Below are 23,808 nucleotides of genomic sequence, written 5' to 3' on the forward strand. Positions count from 1 at the left end.
AGACTGACAAAAGGTATAGTTGGAATTTAAAACTTAAGAAATTTGATGAACAGCTTTTTTGGTAAATGAAGAAATACGTTCTTGTCGCTTTTTTAGCTACACTACTTTTTCAAAATGTTTTTGCAATCGATATTTCTAAGTATCGATTTCACGTGATGCCCGAAACTTCCTATTACGGAGGCATTCAGAGCATTGCCAAAGACAGCTTAGGAAGGATGTGGTACACAGGACCAGATGCGCTCTTCATGTACGACGGCAACAGCTTTTATCAATTAAATGATATTGTTTTCGCTATTCAGCCAAAGTTGAAATGGGGGTACGGCTCTTTATTAAGGGATAGAAAGGGAAATCTGTTTTTAGGAACTGGTCACGGCTTACTAAAATTCAACTACGAAAAGTTTTCATTTGATATTGTTGTTCCAGGCAGGATACGCTCCATTACTATGGCTAACGATGGTAAACTTTTTTTGCTTGCAGGCGATAGTGTGGTGCGTTATGATCAAGAAAAGAACAAAACGATTGGCTTTCCATTACCAAAAAACAATTTTTTTAGTACGTTAATTAGCTTAAAGGGCAATGTTTTTCTTACCCAAGATGCGCTGCTGTACAAGGTAGATATAGCAAAACGTAGGTTACTACCATTTGCAGATTTTGGCTCATCTGCCAATCAGGTTGCTGATGCTTTGGCCCATAATGGCTCTTTTTATTTCCTTACACAACGTGGAGGAATACAGGTAACAGATGAAACCGGAGTTAAGAAACAGCATATTCCAGTTACTTATGGAAAACAAGCTGTATTGGCCAAGAAGATATACTTGGACAAGTCTGGCGTAATGTGGGTGGCTACTCAAGCTGGGCTTTTTCTATACGATCCAAGCACGCAAGATAGTCGTGTGCTCCGTATGAACTTAAACGATGCCTACGCCTTGCCTAACAACTCCATCTGGACCATTTATGCCGATCAAGACCAAGGGGCTTGGATTGGAACGTATGGTGGTAAAATTGCTTATTGTTCTTTATACGATTCGCGTGTTCGTTATTTTAACCCCACTCCTGGAGGTCTAAATCATCCTATCGTAAGTAGTTTTCAGGAAGATCATTTAGGTAATATTTGGATTGGTACAGAGGGTGGTGGACTAAACTATTGGAACAGGAACAGCGATACGTTCAGTCATTATATGAAGTCGCAGGGCAACTCGCCAAATTCCAACATGATCAAATGTCTCAAGTTCGATGCAGAAAATAAAAATCTGTTAATATCTGCCTTTGGCGGTGGTGTTACTTCTTATAATTTAACCAGTAAAACTTTTACCAGTCTTAATTTTAACTCTCCAGAAAGCAAGCAGCCTTTAACTGTTTACAGCTTTATTAAAGACAAGCAAGGCACATGGTTAATGACAGATCCCGATAGACCATTTTTCTATAGGAAAAAGCCGGGCGGCGGTATCGAAATGTTAAAGATCTTAGATGATAAGAGTAAGCCTATCAATTTACAAATTGAAGAGAGTTATCTAGATGAACAAGATCGACTTTGTTTAGTTACGCATCAGGGTTTTTTTATCGTAGACCGAAAAACTTTAAAAGTAATCAAACATTATTTAATTAAGGATGATTCCTACACAGCCAATTACCTCTGTAGTTACTTAATTGATGCTAATGGTGATATTTGGTTTGGTACTTTTGGCAAAGGTGTGAATGTACTTAGAAAAAATGGTACTTATACCAATTACAGTGTACATAACGGAATGCCAGCAAAAATGGTGTTCGGTATTTTAGAAGATAGCTTTTCTAAAAATATTTGGTTCAGTACAGGCAACGGGCTATATTATTTTGATGTAAAATCGAAGCAATTTATTAAAGCTAGGTTCTACAAAGAAAATAGCTGTGGGTCATTTTACATCCGTTCTGCTTATAAAACGTCAAAAGGGGAGATGCTATTCGGTGGCACTAGCGGTTTTGTACTTTTCGATCCATCTTACCTCAATAAAAATCCTCAAAAGCCTAAGGTATTCTTTACTGGTCTGTTTGTGAACAACAAGCAAATCACTAGCCAGGAAAAAAATTCACCTTTAGCTAAAGATATTTCCAGTCTATCTAACGAAAAGGAAAATAGAATCAAACTAAAGAGCGATCAATCAAACATAGAAATTCGCTTTTCTGCAAACAGTTACCTTTCGGCAGACAAAAATCAGTTTGCCTATCGTATGAAAGGGCTTGATGATAAATGGCAGACCATAAATACCAAACAGAAATCTATTCAATTTCTAAATTTGCCAAGTGGTGATTATACTTTTGAAATCAAAGCGTCTAACAACGATGGTGTTTGGAGCGATCAAATATCTCGGTTGTACATCCATTTAGATCCACCTTTTTTCCTTTCTTGGTGGGCATATTTTTTTTATTTTGCTGTCGCTCTTTCTCTACTTTTTTTCATCACCAGATACTATACCAATAAAAAGGTTTTCAAAGAAAGGTTGGCTTTAGAAGAATTGAAAGAGCAAAATATGCGTGAGTTGAACCAAGCTCGTACCGATTTCTTTACCAATATTTCTCATGATTTAAAAACGCCACTAACGCTAGTTATTCAGCCTTTAAAGCAATTAAAAGAAACTTTAGCCGCTAACGATAGCGCCGTTGGTTACATGGGTTTGATTGAGAAAAATGTGTCTAGAATACAGCGGATGATCAGTCAGCTATTACGTTTCCGTGAAATTGAAAGCCAGAAAATTACGCTTAATCCGCAAATTGGAGATTTTATCAACTTTGTTAAAGATATTTTTGGTCTGTTTGAGCTTTATGCCAATAAGAAAGAAATTGAAACGAATATTGCCGCTCACAGAGACAATTTAATGGTTGCTTTTGATGATGATGTGATCGAAAAAATATTGACCAACCTGTTCTCCAATGCACTAAAATATACACCAAACAAAGGTTATGTTGGCGTGCGTATTTATAGCTCAACAGATGAAGAAAAGGAGAGGTTAGCGGAAAAATTAGACAAACTGGAAACAGAATATGTCTCTGTCGAAGTTTTAAATAGTGGCGATGGGTTTTCTGAAGAACAGATTGCCAAACTTTTCACTTCTTTTAACCGCTTGTCTTCTCACCGACCAACTTTTGAGGAAAGTTCTGGATTAGGTTTGGCGATTGTAAAAGAATTGGTTGATGTATTGAACGGGAAAATTTGGATGGTTAACAAGGCCGATAAGATCTCATTTACGATTATGTTGCCATTGAAAAAGCAAGCAGGTTCTGGAGATATGCAGTCTACCGTTTACGATTATACCATTTCCGAGATTGACGATATTGTGATGCAAGATACAGTTGAGCCAGAAAATGGTCCTACTGGAATAAGAAAAGCAGACAGTATTTTGCTGATTGATGATGATCCGCAATTGCGTGCTTATTTAGAACAGAGATTAGCAGAGAAGTACAATGTCTACACCGCGAGTGATGGAGCAGAAGGTATGATTAAAGCAGAGAAAATCTATCCGCAGTTAATTATTACAGATTTGATTATGCCAAACAAAAATGGTTTAGATGTTTGTAAGAGTTTAAGGCATAATTTTAAGACTAGTCATATTCCAATTATCATGATTTCTGGTAACGGCGATGACAACCAAAATAAGATTAAAGCACTAGAGTATGGTGCAAGCGTTTTTATTGATAAACCTTTTGATATTGAGTACTTGTTGCAACAAACAGAAACAACACTTAAAAATCAGCAGGAATTAAAGGAAAAATACAGTAAGCGTATTCAGGTAGATCCGTCTAATGTAACGGTTACTTCTATGGACGAAGAGTTGTTGAGAAAAGCAATGAAGGTAATTGAAGAAAATATTGCCAATGCCAATTATTCGGTTGAGGATTTCGTAGCAGACATGAACGTAGGTAGAACTATTTTATATCAAAAAATCAATGATATTGTGGGTATGTCTATCAAAGAATTTATCTTGAACATCCGTTTAAAAAGAAGTGCTTATTTATTGGAAAAATCAGACTTAACTGTAGCAGAAGTAGCATATCAAACGGGTTTTAATAATGCAAAGTACTTTAGTGTGTGCTTCAAAAAGCAGTTTGATTTAAGTCCTTCAGATTTTAAAAGGAAAACGGCTGGCACTAAGAAATAACTTTTTTACTCAGCGTTTCTTGCTCATCATGCATCCAGGAGAGGATGTCGAAATCACCAAAAGTACAAAAGCAAACCATTTCCGTACAAAAATAGACCTTCCACATTAAGGGTTTGTTTAGTTTTGGAGATACCAAATATAAACCTAGATTAAATGAACAAAAAAAGAAGATACATTTCATTGTTATTACTAATCGGATTAACTACCGTGGATCAGCTCAAGGCTCAATCTTTAAAAAAAGTAATTGATAAAGCTTTTGAACACGCACAGCAACAAAGTTTGTTAATGGCGAAGAAATACGAAAATCAACCAGGCAGATTGCCAAAATCTTTTGAAGGCAACAAAGACACTTCATCAGACTCCAGGTGGTGGTGCAGTGGATTTTTTCCGGGTTCGCTTTGGTATTTGTACGAAAATAATAAAAATCAGGAAGTCCTTAATTATGCTAAAATGTATACTGATAGGGTAGAACGAGAAAAATATACCACTGATAATCACGACGTAGGTTTTATGTTGTATTGCAGTTTTGGAAACGGCTTGCGACTGACCGGCGAGGAACGTTATAAAGAAGTACTATTGACCGGAGCAAAGTCGTTAGCTACCCGCTTTGACCCCAAAGTAGGTTTGATCCGTTCTTGGGATCATAACACTAACGTTTGGCAATACCCTGTGATTATTGATAACCTGATGAATTTGGAACTGATGTTGTGGGCCGCGACTTATTCCAAAAATGAAAACTTCAGGAAAATCGCGATTTCGCATGCGGATAATACCATGATCCACCATTTCAGGCCTGATTTTAGTTCGTACCACGTGGTTTCTTACGATAAAAAAACAGGTTTGCCGCATAAAAAACAGACCCATCAAGGTGCTGCAGATAATTCGGCATGGAGCCGCGGACAATCATGGGGTTTATATGGTTATACCTACCTTTACAGAGAAACTAAAGACAAACGCTATCTGGAACAAGCAAAAAACATCGCTAATTTCTTAATCAATCATCCACAAATGCCCAAAGATTTTATTCCCTATTGGGATTATGATGCACCTCAAATTCCGAATACAACGCGTGATGCATCTGCGGCAACTGTTATGGCTTCAGCATTGATAGAGCTTAGCGATTTTGTTGATGCAGATTTAAAAAAGAGATACATGAAAGTAGTCGATACCCAAATTAGAACCTTAGCTTCGGATGAGTATACTGCTAAATTAGGCGATAATGGAGATTTCATCTTGAAACACAGTACAGGCGCTTTCCCTTTTAAATCAGAAATTGATGCGCCTTTAACCTATGCGGATTATTATTATTTGGAAGCATTATCAAGATTGAAGAAAAGGCTTTAAATAATAGTACAAACACGGTATTCTTCCGTTCAAATTTTTAATCTTTACAAATACACCAATGTCAATCTTTAAGAAAGCATTATTCACGATCTGCTTTTCATTTTGCGGTATCCACTTTTTATCAGCAAAGCTAAATGTTAAGGCCGTGGATATTTATATCAGTCCGAATAATTATAAGTCTGGTACTCAATCAGAACGTATTCAGAGGGCCATCAAAGATGCCAAGAAAACCACGGGAAAAGTAGTAATTCCAAGATTTGATGTCATTACCAAAATGGATGTTTGGTTAATTGATCAGGCAATCTTGCTGCCTGGTGATTTCGAACTGGAACTTAATAACTGTAAAATCAAACTATCAGATAAATGCCGAGATAATTTTATCCGTTCTGCCAATTCAGGTTTAGGAGTTAAGGATATTGCTCCGTTAAAAAATATCAAAGTGGTCGGTGTCGGTAATGTTTTGTTGGAAGGTGCCAGCAATCCGCGTGCTACAGGAGATCACAATAAGACGTTGTCATTAAATCCAGTTGGCTTTGGCCAATCTTTTGGCACTGATGCAGGCAAACCAAACGAGAACCAAAAAGGTGGATGGAGAAATCATGCGATCATTTTAGCATACGTGGATGGTTTCCAGATCAGTGGCATAACTTTAAAAGATTACCACGGTCACGGTTTGGTCATGGAGCGCAGTACTAATGGTGTGGTCAAAGATATTACTTTCGATGTGCGACAAGCTGTCAATGTTGCCGGAATAAAAAAACAAATCCTTAACCAGGACGGAATGGGTGTACGCTTTGGCTGTAAAAACATCATCATCTCTAATATTAAAGGAAAAAGTGGTGACGATTTTATTAATATCGGTTTGACAGATACTGGTATAGAAGCCGGAAAAGAAAATGTGAATGTGGTAAGTGGTTCCGTTTATGCTGGCGAGGAAGATAATATATCTAATATCTACCTTCAAAACTGGCAGGATTTCTATTCACTTTCACATCGGGCCATTCGCATTATGCCTGTTGGTAGATTAAGGATCAGGAATGTATTTATCGAAAACATGATTATCAGCCCTTTGTCTAAAAAAGGATTGGAAGCTGAATTTGCGGAGAACATCAAAGGCCTATTTGTTAGAAACCTGGTAAGTAATCATCAGCTAAAGGCTAAAGGAATAACCGAAGCTTGCTTTAGAGATATTTTTTATATCGGAGAGGGTGATGCGATAGATGTCCAGCAAAGCAATATGGTGGTGGTGGATAATGTAAAGAATGTTAAACCTTAATTGATCTCCAATCCTTTCTTAAAAGCAAGCATCTGCAGAGAACTTTAGCACATTAAACAAATCAACATTTAATAATGAGTAAAAACAACAAATCAAATATAGTCGATAGTTTGATAAGCAATTATTTGTCGGCCCAATTTTTTATTATTACCCTTTTACTGTTCACTACAACGCTTCATGTTTTTGGTCAACAAAAACCGCTGCGGTTATTTCTAATCGGTAATAGTTTCTCTCAAAATGCAAGTAAATTTTTACCTGAAATTAGCGAGTCAGGTGGACATCAGTTAGTTATCGGCCGAGCTGAATTGCCTGGTTGCGAGTTAAAAAGACATTGGGAATCTGTGGTTACTAACGATCAGGATGCATCCAACCCAAAGGGAAAACCATATGCAGGGAAGTCGCTGCGAGAATTGTTATCATCTGGCAATTGGGATGTTGTTACCATCCAGCAGTATTCATTGTTATCAGGCGATTCAAATACGTATCAGCCATATGCGCAAAATCTTTATAAATTGATCAAGCAGTTACAGCCCCATGCTGAAGTAGTGATTCACCAAACATGGGCTTACCGGGCAGATGCTAAAAATTTTGGTAAGATAGCAGGGGAGGAAAGAGCAAAAGATCAAAACGTGATGTGGATGAAATCAAGAGCGGCCTATCATCATTTGGCGCAAACATTGAAATTGAGAATTGTACCGGTTGGTGATGCAATTCAGCGTGTTAATACAAATCCTAAATGGGGGTTCAAAATAGACACCACTTTTAACTATGAATCAGCTGAGTATCCAAATTTACCCAATCAAACCCATTCGCTCAACGTAGGTTATCATTACGATAAAAATAAAAAGTTAACTTTCGATCCCAATCATGCAAATGATGCTGGGTGCTATTTAGCAGGATTGGTTTGGTATCAATTTTTGTTTGATGGTGATCCCAATAAAATAAAATTTTTACCTCAAGGTATCGATAAAGAATTTGCTAAAGTTTTGAAAACAGCGGCAAAAAATGTAGTCAAAACTTCAGCTAAAAAAACTAAATAATCATGTTCTACCATAAAATATGGTTTAATTACAGCAACATGCGAGGTGACAAGAGCAGATTAAGTTACTTTAATCCGCTCTTGTCATGTGTTATGCTTAGTAATCAGTTTTAGGATATAATTCCGAACGCAAATTGCAGTAGGATTGCTAGCGATTAGCCTCGGTGTTATTGGCGACTGCGAATCCGAAGGTAGCTGACGCCATATGGGTTACTAACAGGAAAAATCTAAGCCGAATTGATGTTGGTGATGTTGCGTAACAAGTAAAAACTCTATATTGCACGGAATATTATTAGGTAGATACTTGAACCGCATCCATGGAATACGGATCGACTTAACTCGAGAAATCTGCCTATAATCTGCCGATGGACGTGCGATTGGATTAGAAGAAACAGTTGGTGTCGTAACGTCCGTATGATACTGGGAGAAGTCAGAACTACTTGCAAGCGAGAATATTAATGATCCAAGATCTGTATATGAAGAGGCTGCTTTAATCAAGTTTCTTGAGCCAGATGACGACCGAGGGGAATTGTTTTATTTGCTGTTTATAACGTCAAACATAGAATTAGTGTCAACTTAAAGGATGTATTTAGAAAGATGAGTGAGGAAGTGCCCAAGGATGGTCTATTGGGGATCAAGGGAGAAGGCCGTCATACATCTATGATCTTTTTAGAAGATACAGATAATTGGTTTGACTATACTACAAGTATCAAAGCAATATGGACTAAAAGACATCGGTTTACTATTCCAGAAGAATAGGCAATTATGCTTTTCACGCAATGCAAGTTGATATGGCATCTTAGAAAATTTCTTATAAAGAGTTACTAAATTAACTCATCTTAAACAAAAGAAATCCTTTAATCTTACCCTTCGTTAATTAACCTTGTTGTATTTGTATCATTGAACGCTGGAAATATAAGCTGCAATGTTTGCTATTAATCATAGTCTAAATAAGTTTATACAGGTGTTGAAGTTATCAACTGATCGTTAAGGGAGATGCTAATGTCTACAAACAGTGTAAAAGAGAGTTAATTACGTCACACTAAAACCAGACTAAAGGAAAAATTATTGGATGATAAAATAAGGCGGTTTAAGACATCCATCTCAAACCACCTACATTCATTAATTAAACTTACCACTCATGACAGCGGTAGAATAATAACCATCTGAGACAAAATCTTGTTTGTAACAAAAAAGGCTATCTCCCGACAGCCTAAATTATTATAAACCAAACAAACAAATTCTTTAGGAAAGGGCGTACAAGGTGTTGCAAGCCCTTTTTTGATCGGTCAACTAACCAAAGTTTATGATCGTATTTTTCATAGTTAATCGTATAAACCAAAATGCTACGCCTTTGTTTAAAAACTTAATTTTTATTAATAGAATGGTCAAAATAAATCAAACACAGGTTATCATCTGAAACATATCTACCTTCTTCGATTGCTATTGAGTAATAACGGTATGGTCAATCTGTCTACTACCAAAAAATGAAAATAAAATCCTAAGTCGACAGTAGCCCATTGATGGTAAGGAGTAGATTATCCATATTAATCGGCTTGCCTAAAATGGCATCGGCTTCGCAATCAATTGTTCCAATCTGATCGAAACGCATGCTAGTAAGCAGGATGACTGGAATATGTGCATGGGAAAAGTTCGCTTTGAGTTCATTGCAAAGTGATCGTCCGTCACCTCCCCTTAAATTGATGTCTAAGATGAATACGTCAGGTTTGAAGCGGCTGAGCGCAGCATAAATTTCCTCAAAGTTCAGAATGACTTCAATAATGTATCCAAATTTGCTTAATGTTTTTTTAATCTTATCTCTTGTTTGATGATCATTATCAATGATCATGATTTTCTTTTGCATACCTTACCAAATCCCTTTCTTCGCCAGCTTACGTATGGCTTTTGTTCAGTTGTTGATGATGTTGCAATAATGCTGCCAGACAGTGACTTAATGGAGAAAAGCAGTGTTAATACATTTTTTTTGCTTTAGTTAGGTTACTTCAGCTATGTTGCAAACATTTACCTCTAAACCTTGTTGTTGACTTAACGTTACTAATGCTTTTACGATGGACCGGAACGACCTGGAGTTGGAATTGAAAAAAATGGTCTTATTGAAACGCGAGATTAACCATCTATGCCCGGCGGACTGCCGCTTAATGTCTGAACAGATTTTTGAAGAGACTAGAAATTATATTTCAGAATCTAACCTCAAGAGGTTTTTCGGATTTTATCCGTCTCGGACTAAAACATCTCCTTTTGTATTAAACAGCCTAGCTCAATTTCTGGGATTTAATGATATCAGTGGATTGCAAGTCCTACTTAACGAAAGCGCTGAGAATGTTTAATTTCCCTTGTTTCAATGCTTTATTTTAAGCTAAACTCCTTATTTGATTTTTGCATTATTCCGAATAAATAGTTGAACTTTTTATTGTCACAAACGATTACCATTAGCCAATAAGTCTTCAACTAATTGATGAAGCGCATCAATAGCAAAGGGTTTTTCCAAATATGCGTCGGAACAGTCTTCAAGGTGGCCGAGGTTTAAAATGGCAGCACTGGTAAGTATAATCTTAATGTGTGCCATGATCGGGTTGGATTTAATGATTCTGGAAATTTTGATTCCATCTTCATTTCCCAAGCGAACATCCATAAGTATTAATTCCGGTTCGAATTTACTAATCTGCGGCATCCAATTCATCGCATCACTTACTGCGTATACTTGATGAGTTTCTTGTAAAATGATGGTCATGAGCTCAAGTGTATCCCGGTCATCATCAAAAATAAGGATTTTAGACATTTAGCAAACTTATAATATTATTGTTATCTAATTATCTTCTAATAAGTTTTTTACGATAGGACATAAGCCATTTAGGCATATGAATTGCAATATTGTTGAAAGTTATTTTCTTTAAAGCCTTTTTTATAAAGAATTTAATTCACTTCCCCATCTGTTCATAATAATCAGGATTTACTGCCTTGAGCGGTAGGGCGGGAAAGATGAAGGATGCTCCCGTGGCAAAATATTTACGATGAATTTAGGCTTTCCGGTAGTTCCCCATCTACCATGGGTAAAATTTCCAAATGTCACAAATATTTTCCATTTATCTTCTGATTCGCTTATGCTGTTGAAACCTGAGTATCAAGAATGGTTCCAGTTAAAATCAGAAACGATTGCACCTCGGCACTTAGGTGCGCCATACACAGAATTGAATTTTTCACAACCAAGAAATCTAAAAATCATTTTAACTAAACCAATCGCGAATAGGCAATGTTCTTAAATTGCATCATCCCTAGGAAATTTTGTGAGTAGAGATCATTCACCAAACAGAATTTTTAGAAGTGTTGAGCATACTTAATTTCACTAAAACCTATTCAAATGAAAGCAGCAGTTTTTCACAAGCCTGGCGATATCCGGGTGGACAATGTACCTGATCCTGAAATTTTAGATCCCAGAGATGTAATTCTGAAGGTAACTTCAACAGCTATCTGCGGTTCTGATCTGCATATTCTCAGTGGAGCGGTTCCTCAAAAAGACCCCATGGTGATGGGACATGAATTTATGGGTATTGTAGAGGAAGTGGGATCTGCAATCACTAATTTAAAAAAAGGTGATCGGGTTGTTGTGCCTTTTCCAATTTCTTGCGGGAAATGTTTTTTCTGTACCCATGAGGCCTCACCGGCTTGTGACAGTTCAAATTATAAAAATTATGGTCCTGCTGGAAATGTTGCAGATCAGAAAGGTGGTGCGCTTTTTGGCTATACAGATCTGTATGGCGGGTATTCAGGGGGACAGGCGCAGTATGTAAGGGTACCTTATGCAGATATCAGCCCGAGAATCGTCCCTGAGCATCTAAGTGATGAGAAAGCACTGTTTTTAACTGATATATTTCCCACAGGTTGGTCTGCTATTGATTGGGCGCAACTCAAAGGTGGGGAAGTTGTAGCTATTTTTGGATCGGGCCCGGTAGGACTGATGGCCCAGAAGGCTGCCTGGATTAATGGTGCCAGTCGCGTAATTGCCATTGACCCATTAGATTACAGACTGGCGAAGGCAAAAGCCGTCAATAATGTTGATATTTTAAATCCCCATCAAGTTGATGTTGTGGAAGCAATTCGTGAAATGACCGGGGGCCGTGGGGCAGACGTATGTGTTGATGCTGTTGGCTTTGAGCCGGAAAGATCTTTATTTGACAGGCTGAAGGCAACAATCAATTTTGAAAAAGGATCAATTAAGGTTCTTGAGTTATGTTTTGAGGCGGTGAGAAGAATGGGTACCGTATCAATTGTCGGCGTTTACGGTTCTCCTTATGATAATTTCCCGATGTATAGAATATTTGATAAGGGCATTACCATCAAACAGGGACAGGCTCCGGTACTGAATTATATTGATAAACTGATTGAACTGGTGAACGATAATAAAGTTGTTCTGGACGATATCATTACACACACGCTTCCCCTTGAAGATGCTGCGCATGGCTATAAGATTTTTGATGAGAAAGAGGAGGACTGCGTAAAGGTTGTGCTCAAGCCCTGAGTGCTAGAAATCTTTTAGTGGGGCAGAAAACTAAGATTGTTCTGCCCTTTAGATCACGGTGACAATGCCGTTCCGCTTGTGCGCTACGGTAAGTCTGAATAAAAATTTAAAATAAATTAAACAGAAAAAAAATGGAAGAAAGTAAATCTCCCAACCAAAATGAATACATCAGGTACTCTGACGACATTGAGGTCAAGCAGCCTAACGAAGATGAAGACAGCAGAGCTGTGGTCGAATCAATGGCAAGGGTAAACAAGATTATGTTTGAACATTATCGTCATGCGATTCGTGATGCCCATGCAAAGAACCATGGTATATTGCGGGGGGAGCTTGAGGTCTATGATAATCTTCCTGAACATCTTGCTCAGGGCCTCTTTAAGCAACCAAAAAAATATCCGGTGATCATTCGTTTTTCAACGGCTCCGGGCATGATTGAGCCGGATAAAAAATCTTCCCAACGTGGAATGGCGATTAAAATCATTGGTGTAGAAGGAGAAAAATTTCTTCCTGAGGAGAAAAATGAACTGACTCAGGATTTTCTATTGGTTAATTATCCCATTATCCCTACGGGAACTGTCAAGGATTATCTTGATCAGCAGAAAAAGATTGAGGACTATATCAATACGCCGGATCTTTTTCAAACTGTTCAGGGAGCGATGTTGGTTGCAGGGCGGAAGATTAAAAACCTGCTTGGTCAGGAGGAGGAGCCAAATAATTTCAGCACTCCAGGTTCGCACATCCTGGGGGACCGGTATTTTTCTATGGCTGCGATTCGTTATGGTGATTATGTAGCCAAGATTTCTATCGGGCCGAAGTCTGAAAATGTAGCTGCCCTTCACGGAAAAGATATGGATGAGCAACTCCAAAAAGATGAACCGGAAAGCTTTCTGACCACCATCGTGAAGAATTTCTTTAAGGATCAAACTGCGGTTTATGAGCTTTCGGCACAATTGTGTAAGGACCTGAAAAAAATGCCGGTAGAGGACGGTTCTGTACAGTGGATGGAAGAGGATAGCCCTTACCAGCCGATTGCGAGCCTAACCATTATTCCTCAGGATACTTTTAGTCCGCAAAGACGGGTATATGGTGATGATGTGCTAAGTTATAATCCATTTCACTGCCTTCCTGCTCACCGACCGCTGGGTAATATCATGAGGGTTCGCAGGTTAGCTTATGAAACTTCCTCAAAATACCGTCATCATATGAATGCTGCGCCAAGGGTTGAACCCAAAAGCATTGATGAGCTTCCGGATTAATTTTTGACTAGGTCTTCAACAATTACCATTAGTCTCAATCTTCAGGCCATCCTGCTAGAAGATTGAGATTTCTATTTGTTTTTATCTTTTCTTTGGAGTAAAAGGTTGTTTACTTTTTCCATTTGTGACGTCTGAATACTGTGTCGTATCATTACGCAAAAGTAACCTGCAGTTTTATTTTAAAGCGTAATATTAATGTGTTCTCTCCGGCAAAAGCGCAGTAGGATACTGAACCCGTAAATAATATCCGTGCAAACAGTCCATGAAGATTTTTTTAAAATAATGAATCTCTGTCACCTGGCTAGCCGGATTCCTGAGAATTGCCATTGCTGATGTGGATGAAAAAAGTTTCGGTAACTGGCTCTGCTATGTCCGGGCGGTGTGGCTACAGATGCACCGCGAAGTACCATCTGGTTTACCATAAACTTTCCGTTGTACTCCCCAATGGCACCGGTTGCTCTTTTAAATCCCGGATAGGGCAGGTACGCGCTTCCGGTCCATTCCCATCGTAATCCCCAGGATAGCTTTTCAATAGCAACTTCCCATTCAGCTTCAGTTGGTAAGCGCATTCCTTTCCATGAAGCATAGGCGGAAGCTTCATAATAACTGATGTGACATACCGGGTCAGTTCCAATAATTTTATTAAGTCCGGATGAGGTATAGGAGTGCCATTGTGCGTCAACCTGATGCCAGTATAGTGGGGCGCTAATCAAATTTCGCTTGACCCAATCCCAGCCTTCGGCATGCCAGTGGCGAAAGTCGGTATAAGCACCAGAATCCACAAATTCCAGGTATTCTGCATTCGTGACTAACTGCGTCGCAATTTCAAATTGCTGGAGATAAACCTTGTGCCGTCCGAGTTCGTTGTCGAAACAAAAACCTCTGCCTTGATGTCCTATTTCATATATTCCCTCATTAAGGAAAATAAATTCTTGTGAATCGTCTGACCGGGAGTCATTCACGTGTTCATCCGTATAATAGGGAAACAACGGATTATGACCTAGGATAAATTTAATGTCGGTGGCGAGGAGCTCCTGATGCTGCTGCTCATGCTGGAGTCCAAGTTCAACAAGATTGAAAAAATCCTGATTTTCATTATTTTGTTGGAGCAGGATCATCATCTGTTCATCTACGTACCTGCGGTAAAGGTAAATCTGCGACACCGAGGGCCTGCTTAGATTTCCACGATCCGTTCTTAAAATCCTGGCTCCTAGATTTTCATAGTAGCTGTTGAAGACATAATTGTAACGGGAATCGAAATCCTTATAATTCGGTTGGTAGGCCTTCAAAATAAAGGTTTCAAAAAACCAGGTAGTATGTCCTAGATGCCATTTCGGCGGACTAACGTCTGCAATGGGCTGAACCACATAATCCTCTAGTTCCAGCGAAACACAAATCTTTTCAGAGTGCGCCCTAATTGCCTGATAACGGGCGATGATTTCAGTACTTTTGTTGACCATCGATTTATTTTAATAAGCTGGTACTTCCCATACCACGTCACTAAACCATCCTTTTGAATCGAAAATGAAATTTGAACAAACAAATCCCGAAGTCAATGCGAGTTCCTCAATTTCAGCAGGAGCAAACTTTCTGGATACTTCCATAAAAATGACCTCGTCTTTTTCAAAAAGATAAACGTTCTCACCCTGTTTGACCTGCTGTTTTTCCTTACTTACCAGATAGCTCTTACAATCCCCAGAAATTGGATCATACGTTTGGTAATGCTCAAATTGATCAAGATTAAAGTTTGCTCCAAGCTCGCGGTTAATTCTGTGCAAAAGATTCAGGTTAAAAGCGGCCGTAATCCTTTGACTGTCATCGTATGCCTTTAGAATGGTTGCTGGATTTTTTTTTAGGTCGAAGCCCATAATTACCATGTCCCCGGGAGAAAGCCTTTGAAATAAGTTTCGGCAAAAGGCGGTAGCCTCATCTTTATTCATATTTCCAATATTACCCCCAAGCATCAAAACAACCTTCCTGTGCTTTGATATCTTTACCGCTTCGTCTAGCATATCGAAATAATCACCTTCCAGGCACCTTATCGAAATTTCTGGCATTTGTGCTATGAGTTGGTTGGTTAAGCAGGCTAATATATTACCCGAAATATCAATCGGCATAAAGGTAAACTCCGTTGTTCTTTCAGTAAGAAATCTAAGGAGATGAATGGTTTTCGATCCGTCTCCTGCGCCAAGTTCGATCAAGTCGAAGGGGCCTTTCCCAATAGTGCTGGCAAGATCGGCGGTCTTGTTCTGAAAGATGTCCAGTTCTGATTTGGTGAGATAGTATTCAGGAAGCTGCATAATCTGTTGAAAAAGCGCATCGCCGGTTTTATCATACAAGTATTTAGATGAAAGTTTTTTTGGGTAAGCAGAAAGACCAGCTTTTACATCTTTCGAAAACTGCCGCTCTGCAGCCTCAATTTTATTAGGTTGAGATAGCAATCCCGGTTCCAGACCTGACGTCATTGTTTTATTATTAATTAGGTTGTGATCACAATTTTTCCACCTCCGGCATTGCTTTCCATAAACTGGTGTGCCTGAACGATTTGATCGAGATGGAATATTTTTTTAATTGGCGGGATGATTTTGCCTTGTTCAATCTGTTTGATGAAATTTAGGAACGCTGCATGTTCTACCCGGATCTGTCCACTGTCGTAAACCGTTAAACTTACCGTGGCCGGAATATAACCCATTGGATCGAAGTCGCGAATGGACCATTGTTCGGACAGCATACCGGTCATACAAACTTTTCCAAATGCTGCCGTACAGGCCAGGGAATCTTTTAGGGTAGGTGTGCCCACAAGTTCCAGAACTTTATTAACCAAAGGTATTGACTTTTCTTTTAGTTGCTCAAAAAGATGCCCATTATCAATGAATACTTCGTCTGCTCCATTATCTTTTAACAAATTCATTTTGGATTGATCTCTGGTCGTTGAAATAACCTTGAGCCCTGCAAGCTTTGCGAGTTGTGCTGCAAGCAGGCCGACTGAAGAAGTTCCGCCCCTAATGAGCAGCGTTTCTCCTGCCTGTATTCCTAAAGCCAGATTGAGCGAGCCATGAGCGGTTTGGAACATCTCTGGTAAAGCACCCAGGATCTCCCAGGTCAAGCTGCTTTCAAATGGACTTAATATGTTTTTAGGCAGTATCGCATATTCTGCATAGCTGCCATCATATTGCCTGCCCATGCCACCCATAAAGGCTGCCACTTTTTCTCCGGGCTGAAAATCTCCGGAATGATCATTGATTACCTCTCCAACACATTCTATACCAAGTACCCTTGGAAAGCTTACATCCGGCGAAAAGCCCTTTCGCGTCATCAGTTCTGACCTGTTCAATCCGAAAGACCTGATCCTGACCAATACTTCGCCTTCTGCGGGTTTAGGTACTTTTCTCTCTTCAATCCTGATATTTTCAGCACTGCCAGGCTGATGGAGCACGGCTGCCTTCATGTTAGTGGAGGATAACATTGTTAAAAATGTAACGATGGATTTTCCAGGCGTTATCAATTTTCCTGTAGACGAAAAAATCCCTGCTCGTTTTTTGTATCGCTGCAGCTGAACCTGGTTTCCTTTGAGAAGTTGTTGCCTTTGCAATTACGGTCGCAAAATCGTCGTCGATACTAATATCTTGAATTTCGAAAGCGATGTGAAACGCATTAGCGGCCAGAAAGCTGTTTGCACTGGCTTCAAGTTGCTGCGAACTTAAAGTTTCGAATCCTTGCGGCATAAATTTCCCGTCATCCGTAAAAAAGGCCTGAATCAAGGTGCCGTTTGCAGTATTCAGCGTAGTGGCAAATCCATCAATAGCTTGCCTCAATTGCTGTTTTTGATCTTGGTATTTCATAGTGCTGTTAGTTAGTTTCTGCTCTGATAACCCCGGCTCTTAATACCCCGGTTTTTTATACAACCTTTCGATATTGGGTTTGATGTCGGTGTCATAAACTTTGTCCATCCATTCTTCCTGCGGAACCTCAATGATATCAATAGAGATTGCGGCTTCATTTTTTCCGGTGATGCTCACAATATTGTCGATGATTGCTTTTGTTAATTCCTGTTTCTGCGCTTCAGTTACGTCCGGATAGGTTTTGATAGTGACGTATGGCATGTTGAGTTATAATGATGTTTTGAAATGGCTGGATTATCCAGCGTTGTCTGATGATTGCAAATCTCCGGAACTTCCGGGATATAAGGATATGAACCAGTACAAGAAATATCATTGAACTAGTTTAAGATTTTGTACTTAAAATCGGGACAATCTTTAGGAGGATTTGTCATTATCCGTAATAAAGTTTTGATGAATCCGTATTTTCCTATATTTACAAATTAAATACAGAATGTTGTCAGATTCAATAGCAATAAAGACCAACCATGCGCACGACATGTTAACCGGTTTTTTTAACGGTATTTTTCCACTGGACAAAGAAGCCGCGGAGGCAGCGAAGCAGGTATTCAGCCTGCGTGACTATAAGCGCAAAGGGTTATTGCTTCAACAGGGCGACGTCTGCCGCTTTTACACTTTCGTGATCTCGGGTTGCTTAAAGCTTTATGCTGTAGATCATAATGCGATTGAACACAACCTTCAGTTCGCGGTGAAAAATCAGTGGATCGCAGATTTTAACAGCTTTTATGAACAAAGTCCAAGTAAGCTTTACATTGAAGCCGTTGAACCTTGTACAGTTTTGCAGATTGAACATGATGACCTGCTTCATCTATACACTCATTATCCCAGGTTTGACAGGAACTTTCGGATCGTAATTGAACGGAAATTCATTGAACTTCAGGATCGGGTATTGCAAAACATCAGCTATACAGCTGAGGAACGCTATCAGTTGTTCCAGAAGAACTACCCTGACCTGGTTCAGAGATTGCCTGGAACGCAGATCGCTTCTTACCTGGGGATCACTTCCGAGTTTTTAAGTAAGATCAAAAGGAAAATCATCGGGAGATAGCAGCCTGCTTATTTTTCCTTACTGTCACATTTCTGAAATACCCTTCAGTGCCTATATCTACCCACAAACCTAAGCTTCCTGTCTGGTTAGCGCCCATTTTCATTTTGTTAACAATAAAGTTAGGGTTTTGACTACCATTAATGTAAAGCTTTGCACTGTCACCTCTAACGACAACTTTCATTTTGATCCATTCATTTGGCGCAATATCGGCATAGGTCTCGAATTCTCCGGGATTGGTTTTTCTGGAATGATTGAACTTGAAATCCGGATATGAAAAATATTGCACAGATCGGTTTCTCCTGATTTGATTTTCGGCAACCGCATTGGTCGGTCGAAGATAGATACCTTCAAATTTTGAATCATCACTATTGATGTGAAAGGCCAGTCCTATAAATGCCCTGGCACTATCGGGTGCGTTGGGCAACAATTTCCCCATGGCTTCCAGTTCAACGGTTCCTTCACCGAAGTTAAAGTTCTTGATTTTTACATAGGTGGGTTCATCCACTTTGATAACCTCTGGTGACTTTACTATGCGTACCGCATTTTTCCCCTGCTGTCCATCAAAAGAAACCTGGACAAGGTGTGGAGAAAGATTTTCTTTTTTAAGCGAAATTTTCTGGGCATATGCAAATGAGGTACTCAAGGTGATCATCAGGATCAAATTGGTGATGTTTTTTTTCATAGCTAGTGATTTTGAAATGCAAATTTCAGTAATCTACTTCGCAACTGTCAATAACATAGTTCAAGTAAAATTCTTAAACTATGACAAGAAGTTGCTAACCTGTGTTCTATGGCGGGCTTAAATCAATGTATTCTTGCTAGATTCAATATGTGCCCGTGCCATTTTCTGGAATTCTTCCGGCGTTTGTCCGGTCTGTTTTTTGAAAAACCTACTAAAATACGGCCGATCACTAAAGCCTAAGTCATATGCAATCTCCTTGATGGTGACCTCGCTGTGGATAATTTTTCGCTTAGCTTCCAATACAATCCGGTCATGAATGATCTGTGTGCCAGTTTTACTTAGTTTTTCTTTTAAAATCTGGTTGAGCCTTTTTGAACTTATACCTAGTTTTCCGGCATAGAAATCAATATTGGTTACCGAATGGAAATTACTCTCTAAAAGCATCAAAAACTCATAAACCCTTTTTTGATGGATATCATGGGAGGTAAACTCAAGGTCCTTAACGGATATCAACTTTAAAAGAAGCACTTTGAGCAAGGCTTTCATCATTCCATAGTTGTGCTCCTTTTGATATTCACTTTCCATGATACTATAGATACTGCCAAGTGCTTTGGATGCATCCTCATCAAGCCTCAGGCAGGAGAACTCGCCCTGTACATTGAAAATACGGAATAGATCCAGCAGAAAATCCTTATCTTCTTCTTCTAGCATCGAACGCTTAAAGGAAATTAATTCTCCATTCTTCCCGGCTTTATTGAGTTGGTGAACCCTATATGGCGGAATCAGGTAAATCCAGTCTCCCTTAATCCTATAGGCCGGATCGGAAATTCCATGCAAGGGATCCTCATTCTTCAACCATACGATCTCAAAAAAATCCTTTCTACCGGGATCGTTCAGGTAGCTTGGCGGACAGTTATTTAGATTGCGTATGTAAAGCACCGCCTTTTCCAATCCAAGGGTATTTTCATGATTCATATTACAAAGATATATTGTTCACATTATCCTTATTGGACAAATGGATAATTATGGTGGACAATTCGGAAATGGGTAAATAAATGATGGATTATTATGACTTTTAATCTACCGAATTTCCAGATAGTACCCCTAAATGCGCTGTTTGTATAATGATAGGCTTCCCATCCAAACCTACCTTTGGACAGAAAAATAAGATTATGAACACAGAAGGAATTGAACTTAAAAGCCTGGATTTTCAGCGACTGAATTGGGAATTACAGATGAACCTGGATTTAGTGCTCGAGGAAAACCTGAAGCTTGCCAAGAATATAGATACCGAAAACCTCATCCCGCTGATCAATTCCATCCAGCACCTGGAGAGGATCTTTCTGATCGCGGCCGGTAGGTCCGGTTTTGCGCTTAGGGGTGCAGCAATGCGTTTGATGCATTTAGGACTTACCGTCTATTTTGTTGGTGACACGACCACCCCGGCAATCAAAAAGGAAGACCTGCTTATTGTGGCCTCGGGATCCGGAACCACCGCAACAATGGTAAGGGCTGCGCAGAAAGCTGCGTCAGCCGGTGCAAGGGTAATTGCAATAACCACCGACCCAGAAGCAGTGCTATCGAAACTAGCTTTTCATACCGTTTTGATACCTGCTGCAGGAAAACAGGATTTTAAAGGTGGTAAATCCAAACAATATGCAGGAAGTCTTTTTGAACAATTCCTATTTCTTTTAATGGATGTGGTTTTCCAGTCGCTCTGGAAAATAGATGGAACGCCAGCAGAAGTGCTCTGGGAACGGCACGCAAACCTCGAATAAAAAATTAATCGAATATTAAATTATAAACAAAACACAATCATGGCAAAATTACAAGTAGCAATAGATTTATTGACAACAGAAGAAGCATTGGCACTGGCAGCGAAAGTTGCTCCATATGTGGATATTATAGAATTGGGTACTCCATTGATCAAAAACATGGGCTCCACAGTCATCACGGCAATGAAAAATGCACATCCGGACAAACTGGTTTTTGCTGATTTAAAAACCGCTGACGCAGGAGAACTGGAAGCGGATATCGCATTCAAGGCCGGTGCAGATTTAGTAACTGTGATGGGTGCGGCAGGAAATGCAACCATTATTGGTGCAGTTAAAGCAGCAAAAGCACACGGCAAAGGGGTTGTGGTAGATACGATTGGTTATCCTGACCGTGTAAAGAGAGCACAGGAGGTAATTGAGTTAGGTGTTGAGTTTGTTGAACTGCATGCTGGACTTGATGAACAGTGGACTACAGGGTACTCAATCCAGGTGTTGATTGATGAGGCTGCAAGAGCTGGTGTGCCGGTTTCAATTGCAGGAGGGGTAAACATTGATAACATAGCCGCAGTAATTAAAGCTGGTGCTCAGGTTGCTGTGGCAGGCGCAGCAATTTATGGCGCTGAAGATCCAGCGGCAGCAGCAAAAGCTCTTCGTGAGGCTATCGATGCCGCATAAGGTTTATTATAAGCAAAAAAGAGCTCTTCGAAGCTCTTTTGCTTTTGTTTGAATGTAGCTTTTCTTCATCCTCATGATAGATTCAAGCAGTAGAACTTTTACAAAGCATAACCTCTTTTGGAGTATTTATACAGATTCGTGTTTCAGGTAACACACAGGCTTTCTTCTGATCAAAATACATCTAGCTATGATTTTTTCCGTTTTTTAAAACCAATAACTAACCTATCTTAAGCTTTTTTGCTATCGTAGATTAATTGCTTTCGGTGCTTTCATATGCAATTTTGAATCTTCAATAACGACACAAAAATTATTTAAAAACCGTTAAATAGATTCGTCCGCACTTCCAATATGCTTAATGCTGATGCTTTCAATACTTTCAGCGCAAAAGCACACTTGAAATCAGAAATCGATTCGCTCAAAAAATCATATCAACGCTTACAGTAATGAGGCATTAGTTGCTAAAATTAGGAAAACTTCTCCGTTTGTTCGATTAAGTTTTTTATAATATCTGCCGTTGAATGTTCTTTAAACTCACTGATAGATTGTCCCATCCAGAGGTTTAAAAACTCTGGATTTCTTTTGAGTTTAGCGACTCGTCGTAATTCGGCTGTCAGCTTATTTTGGTATGGATAGGGCAATATGATTCCTGAATTTTCAATTGCATCTATGAATGTATTCCTTATTCCTCGGGCATAACGGCCTGAAAAACTTTTTGTCAACATTATATCAGCCTCTTTAACGTTTCTTATCCGGTCTTTTTCAAAATCTAATAGCGCACTTTCTGATGAACCCAGAAGCAAACTTCCGATTTGAAAACCACTTGCTCCCAATGTTTTTGATGCCAGCAATGTTTTTGCATTATAAATCCCACCTGCGTAAATAATAGGAACTTTTATGGTTTCGCTTACTTGTGACAATAGTGATAACCCTCCAATTTTAGGAATGTCTTCCGAAGTAAAACTTCCTCGATGTCCTCCTGCTTCCAAGCCTTGTACGCAAACAATGTCAATTCCCGATTTTTCTAAAGTAATTGCTTCATGTACCGACGTGCAGGTGCCAATCAGAATCGCTCCGTTGCGCTTCAATTTATCAATGCTTTGTATGTCGAGGTTGCCAAAGGTGAAACTTACAATATTACAGTTTTGAGAAATGATGGCGTCAATTTGTTCGTGGTAGGTATTGACTTTTAATTGGTCGATGTTTGGAATGTTTAATTCCAAATTGCTTTCTTTCGCTAACTGCTCAATGAAGGTTTTTGCTTTAGCATATTCCGCTCGGAGTTCTTCTGTGATTACAGGGATTTTATGTACGAAAATATTTACAGCAAAGGCCTTGTTCGTGAGTTGTTTTGTTAACTGGATTTGTTCAATGCTTTTTTCAGCGTCAAGGTCTGCTAACGCTAACGAGCCTAAACAGCTTTTGCCGGAGGCGGCAGCAACCATTTCAGGCGTTGTTACCCCAAACATCGGTGCCTGCACAATGGGATAATCGATGCCTAACAATTGCGTAATTCTACTTTTCCATTTCATACCGGGTGATTTCTATAATGATAGCACTAATTTCAAAGTTAAGCTTATGTATCTGATTAGTGAAAACTTCATTCGATCAAACCATCTTCATTCGAAAGACTGGTCCAATGATGTAACACAAACGTGAGATACGAATCTTTTGTTGTAAACACTTTTTGGCTAACTTTGGCGCATTGAAAAAGCGCATTACCTTTACGATCCTGGTGCTGTATTTATTCTCAACTACTGAGTTTAGGGAGATACTGAAACTTCCTGTGCTGTTTCAACATTTCAATGAGCATAAGCAGCTCAACCACCAGTTAAGCTTTTTCGGCTTCATTTACGATCATTATAATTCTGTACCACACACTGATAATGATCAGGAAAGAGATGATCAGCTGCCGTTCAAAACGATTGATATGAGCAGCTTTTTAACGCCTGCAATTCCTGTTACGCATTTAAACAATTTCGAAAAGGCGGTTAAAATAATTGTCAAGAACGATGCTTTCCATTATACCGAAAGTCATATCCCAAGTCCGGACGGGGGCAAAATCTGGCAACCGCCCAAAAGCATTTCCTTAATCGAGGTCTAGGATATGCCCCTTTTTGTGGTCATTCCTTTTTTTAATTGAGAAAGAT

The 23,808-nt window shown here is 39.2% G+C and carries 20 protein-coding genes; 10 read left to right on the forward strand and 10 right to left on the reverse strand.

The window, feature by feature from the left end:
* The first annotated feature begins 65 nt into the window (after window positions 1-65).
* The 4 genes from EA772_RS15690 (at window position 66) to EA772_RS15705 (ending at window position 7,790) form a co-directional block, all read left to right on the forward strand.
* Window positions 66-4,130, forward strand: a complete 4,065-nt coding sequence (locus tag EA772_RS15690) for a hybrid sensor histidine kinase/response regulator transcription factor (RefSeq protein ID WP_210405043.1) — start codon at window positions 66-68, stop codon at window positions 4,128-4,130.
* A 153-nt stretch (window positions 4,131-4,283) separates the two neighbouring features.
* On the forward strand, window positions 4,284-5,474 hold the full coding sequence (locus EA772_RS15695) for a glycoside hydrolase family 88 protein (RefSeq protein WP_124914033.1): 1,191 nt from the start codon (window positions 4,284-4,286) through the stop codon (window positions 5,472-5,474).
* A 145-nt stretch (window positions 5,475-5,619) separates the two neighbouring features.
* Window positions 5,620-6,750: a glycosyl hydrolase family 28 protein gene (locus EA772_RS15700; RefSeq protein WP_168187576.1), complete on the forward strand. Its 1,131-nt coding sequence runs from the start codon at window positions 5,620-5,622 to the stop codon at window positions 6,748-6,750.
* Window positions 6,751-6,824: 74 nt separating this feature from the next.
* On the forward strand, window positions 6,825-7,790 hold the full coding sequence (locus EA772_RS15705) for a DUF4886 domain-containing protein (RefSeq protein WP_124914035.1): 966 nt from the start codon (window positions 6,825-6,827) through the stop codon (window positions 7,788-7,790).
* Window positions 7,791-9,290: 1,500 nt separating this feature from the next.
* On the opposite strand, the gene EA772_RS15710 is transcribed toward EA772_RS15705, so the two are convergent.
* Both EA772_RS15710 and EA772_RS15715 read right to left on the reverse strand, forming a co-directional pair.
* Window positions 9,291-9,638 carry a PleD family two-component system response regulator gene (locus EA772_RS15710; RefSeq protein ID WP_168187577.1) on the reverse strand — a complete coding sequence of 116 codons (348 nt, stop codon included), beginning with the start codon at window positions 9,636-9,638 and terminating at the stop codon, window positions 9,291-9,293.
* A gap of 585 nt (window positions 9,639-10,223) precedes the next feature.
* The gene (locus tag EA772_RS15715) at window positions 10,224-10,589 is read right to left on the reverse strand and encodes a response regulator (protein WP_124914037.1); all 366 of its coding nucleotides are present in this window, start codon (window positions 10,587-10,589) and stop codon (window positions 10,224-10,226) included.
* A 579-nt stretch (window positions 10,590-11,168) separates the two neighbouring features.
* Here EA772_RS15715 and EA772_RS15720 point away from each other — a divergent pair.
* Window positions 11,169-12,326: a zinc-dependent alcohol dehydrogenase gene (locus tag EA772_RS15720; RefSeq protein ID WP_124914038.1), complete on the forward strand. Its 1,158-nt coding sequence runs from the start codon at window positions 11,169-11,171 to the stop codon at window positions 12,324-12,326.
* 131 nt (window positions 12,327-12,457) lie between these two features.
* Window positions 12,458-13,582 carry a catalase family protein gene (locus EA772_RS15725; protein ID WP_124914039.1) on the forward strand — a complete coding sequence of 375 codons (1,125 nt, stop codon included), beginning with the start codon at window positions 12,458-12,460 and terminating at the stop codon, window positions 13,580-13,582.
* Window positions 13,583-13,875: 293 nt separating this feature from the next.
* Here the strand turns inward: EA772_RS15725 and egtB are convergent, their stop codons facing one another.
* Genes egtB through EA772_RS15750 form a run of 5 tightly spaced genes read right to left on the reverse strand, consistent with a single transcriptional unit; the run spans window position 13,876 to window position 17,685 of the window.
* Entirely contained in the window at window positions 13,876-15,042 is a 1,167-nt protein-coding gene (gene egtB / locus EA772_RS15730; protein WP_124914040.1) for an ergothioneine biosynthesis protein EgtB, read from the reverse strand.
* 9 nt (window positions 15,043-15,051) lie between these two features.
* On the reverse strand, window positions 15,052-16,047 hold the full coding sequence (locus tag EA772_RS15735) for an L-histidine N(alpha)-methyltransferase (RefSeq protein WP_124914041.1): 996 nt from the start codon (window positions 16,045-16,047) through the stop codon (window positions 15,052-15,054).
* Between the two features lie 14 nt (window positions 16,048-16,061).
* The gene (locus EA772_RS15740) at window positions 16,062-17,048 is read right to left on the reverse strand and encodes a zinc-binding dehydrogenase (protein ID WP_246833957.1); all 987 of its coding nucleotides are present in this window, start codon (window positions 17,046-17,048) and stop codon (window positions 16,062-16,064) included.
* Entirely contained in the window at window positions 17,032-17,424 is a 393-nt protein-coding gene (locus EA772_RS15745) for a DUF4440 domain-containing protein (RefSeq protein WP_124914042.1), read from the reverse strand. Before EA772_RS15745 ends, EA772_RS15740 begins: the two co-directional genes overlap by 17 nt.
* Window positions 17,425-17,463: 39 nt before the next feature.
* Entirely contained in the window at window positions 17,464-17,685 is a 222-nt protein-coding gene (locus tag EA772_RS15750) for a tautomerase family protein (RefSeq protein WP_124914043.1), read from the reverse strand.
* Between the two features lie 274 nt (window positions 17,686-17,959).
* On the opposite strand from EA772_RS15750, the gene EA772_RS15755 reads away from it, so the two are divergent.
* On the forward strand, window positions 17,960-18,529 hold the full coding sequence (locus tag EA772_RS15755; protein ID WP_168187578.1) for a Crp/Fnr family transcriptional regulator: 570 nt from the start codon (window positions 17,960-17,962) through the stop codon (window positions 18,527-18,529).
* Here EA772_RS15755 and EA772_RS15760 read toward each other — a convergent pair.
* Together EA772_RS15760 and EA772_RS15765 are read right to left on the reverse strand one after the other, a co-directional pair.
* Window positions 18,516-19,211, reverse strand: a complete 696-nt coding sequence (locus tag EA772_RS15760; protein WP_124914044.1) for a family 16 glycoside hydrolase — start codon at window positions 19,209-19,211, stop codon at window positions 18,516-18,518. The genes EA772_RS15755 and EA772_RS15760 overlap by 14 nt on opposite strands.
* Window positions 19,212-19,328: 117 nt before the next feature.
* Complete coding sequence (locus EA772_RS15765) at window positions 19,329-20,186, reverse strand: AraC family transcriptional regulator (protein WP_124914045.1); 858 nt, start codon at window positions 20,184-20,186, stop codon at window positions 19,329-19,331.
* A gap of 197 nt (window positions 20,187-20,383) precedes the next feature.
* On the opposite strand from EA772_RS15765, the gene hxlB reads away from it, so the two are divergent.
* Together hxlB and hxlA are read left to right on the forward strand one after the other, a co-directional pair.
* Window positions 20,384-20,989: a 6-phospho-3-hexuloisomerase gene (hxlB, locus tag EA772_RS15770; protein WP_246833958.1), complete on the forward strand. Its 606-nt coding sequence runs from the start codon at window positions 20,384-20,386 to the stop codon at window positions 20,987-20,989.
* Between the two features lie 39 nt (window positions 20,990-21,028).
* Complete coding sequence (hxlA, locus tag EA772_RS15775; protein ID WP_116170546.1) at window positions 21,029-21,661, forward strand: 3-hexulose-6-phosphate synthase; 633 nt, start codon at window positions 21,029-21,031, stop codon at window positions 21,659-21,661.
* 464 nt (window positions 21,662-22,125) lie between these two features.
* Here the strand turns inward: hxlA and EA772_RS15780 are convergent, their stop codons facing one another.
* On the reverse strand, window positions 22,126-23,190 hold the full coding sequence (locus tag EA772_RS15780; RefSeq protein WP_124914047.1) for a nitronate monooxygenase family protein: 1,065 nt from the start codon (window positions 23,188-23,190) through the stop codon (window positions 22,126-22,128).
* A 173-nt stretch (window positions 23,191-23,363) separates the two neighbouring features.
* Between EA772_RS15780 and EA772_RS15785 the strand changes: the two genes are divergently transcribed.
* Window positions 23,364-23,762 (forward strand): hypothetical protein, encoded by a 399-nt coding sequence (locus tag EA772_RS15785; RefSeq protein ID WP_124914048.1) that lies wholly within the window; start codon window positions 23,364-23,366, stop codon window positions 23,760-23,762.
* Window positions 23,763-23,808: the final 46 nt, after the last annotated feature.

Origin of the sequence: Pedobacter sp. G11, from assembly GCF_003860265.1 — a bacterium.
Lineage (GTDB): Bacteria > Bacteroidota > Bacteroidia > Sphingobacteriales > Sphingobacteriaceae > Pedobacter > Pedobacter agri.

What these genes read in the sequence shown, in the direction of transcription:
- EA772_RS15725 (WP_124914039.1), top strand. Translation starts at nt 12,458, where the DNA reads ATGGAAGAAAGTAAATCTCCCAACCAAAATGAATACATCAGGTACTCT.
- EA772_RS15755 (WP_168187578.1), top strand. Translation starts at nt 17,960, where the DNA reads ATGTTAACCGGTTTTTTTAACGGTATTTTTCCACTGGACAAAGAAGCC.
- EA772_RS15745 (WP_124914042.1), bottom strand. Translation starts at nt 17,424, where the DNA reads ATGAAATACCAAGATCAAAAACAGCAATTGAGGCAAGCTATTGATGGA.
- EA772_RS15720 (WP_124914038.1), top strand. Translation starts at nt 11,169, where the DNA reads ATGAAAGCAGCAGTTTTTCACAAGCCTGGCGATATCCGGGTGGACAAT.
- EA772_RS15750 (WP_124914043.1), bottom strand. Translation starts at nt 17,685, where the DNA reads ATGCCATACGTCACTATCAAAACCTATCCGGACGTAACTGAAGCGCAG.
- EA772_RS15695 (WP_124914033.1), top strand. Translation starts at nt 4,284, where the DNA reads ATGAACAAAAAAAGAAGATACATTTCATTGTTATTACTAATCGGATTA.
- EA772_RS15780 (WP_124914047.1), bottom strand. Translation starts at nt 23,190, where the DNA reads ATGAAATGGAAAAGTAGAATTACGCAATTGTTAGGCATCGATTATCCC.
- EA772_RS15735 (WP_124914041.1), bottom strand. Translation starts at nt 16,047, where the DNA reads ATGACGTCAGGTCTGGAACCGGGATTGCTATCTCAACCTAATAAAATT.
- EA772_RS15715 (WP_124914037.1), bottom strand. Translation starts at nt 10,589, where the DNA reads ATGTCTAAAATCCTTATTTTTGATGATGACCGGGATACACTTGAGCTC.
- hxlA (WP_116170546.1), top strand. Translation starts at nt 21,029, where the DNA reads ATGGCAAAATTACAAGTAGCAATAGATTTATTGACAACAGAAGAAGCA.
- EA772_RS15690 (WP_210405043.1), top strand. Translation starts at nt 66, where the DNA reads ATGAAGAAATACGTTCTTGTCGCTTTTTTAGCTACACTACTTTTTCAA.
- EA772_RS15740 (WP_246833957.1), bottom strand. Translation starts at nt 17,048, where the DNA reads ATGTTATCCTCCACTAACATGAAGGCAGCCGTGCTCCATCAGCCTGGC.
- EA772_RS15705 (WP_124914035.1), top strand. Translation starts at nt 6,825, where the DNA reads ATGAGTAAAAACAACAAATCAAATATAGTCGATAGTTTGATAAGCAAT.
- EA772_RS15710 (WP_168187577.1), bottom strand. Translation starts at nt 9,638, where the DNA reads ATGATCATTGATAATGATCATCAAACAAGAGATAAGATTAAAAAAACA.
- EA772_RS15765 (WP_124914045.1), bottom strand. Translation starts at nt 20,186, where the DNA reads ATGAATCATGAAAATACCCTTGGATTGGAAAAGGCGGTGCTTTACATA.
- EA772_RS15760 (WP_124914044.1), bottom strand. Translation starts at nt 19,211, where the DNA reads ATGAAAAAAAACATCACCAATTTGATCCTGATGATCACCTTGAGTACC.
- hxlB (WP_246833958.1), top strand. Translation starts at nt 20,384, where the DNA reads ATGAACACAGAAGGAATTGAACTTAAAAGCCTGGATTTTCAGCGACTG.
- egtB (WP_124914040.1), bottom strand. Translation starts at nt 15,042, where the DNA reads ATGGTCAACAAAAGTACTGAAATCATCGCCCGTTATCAGGCAATTAGG.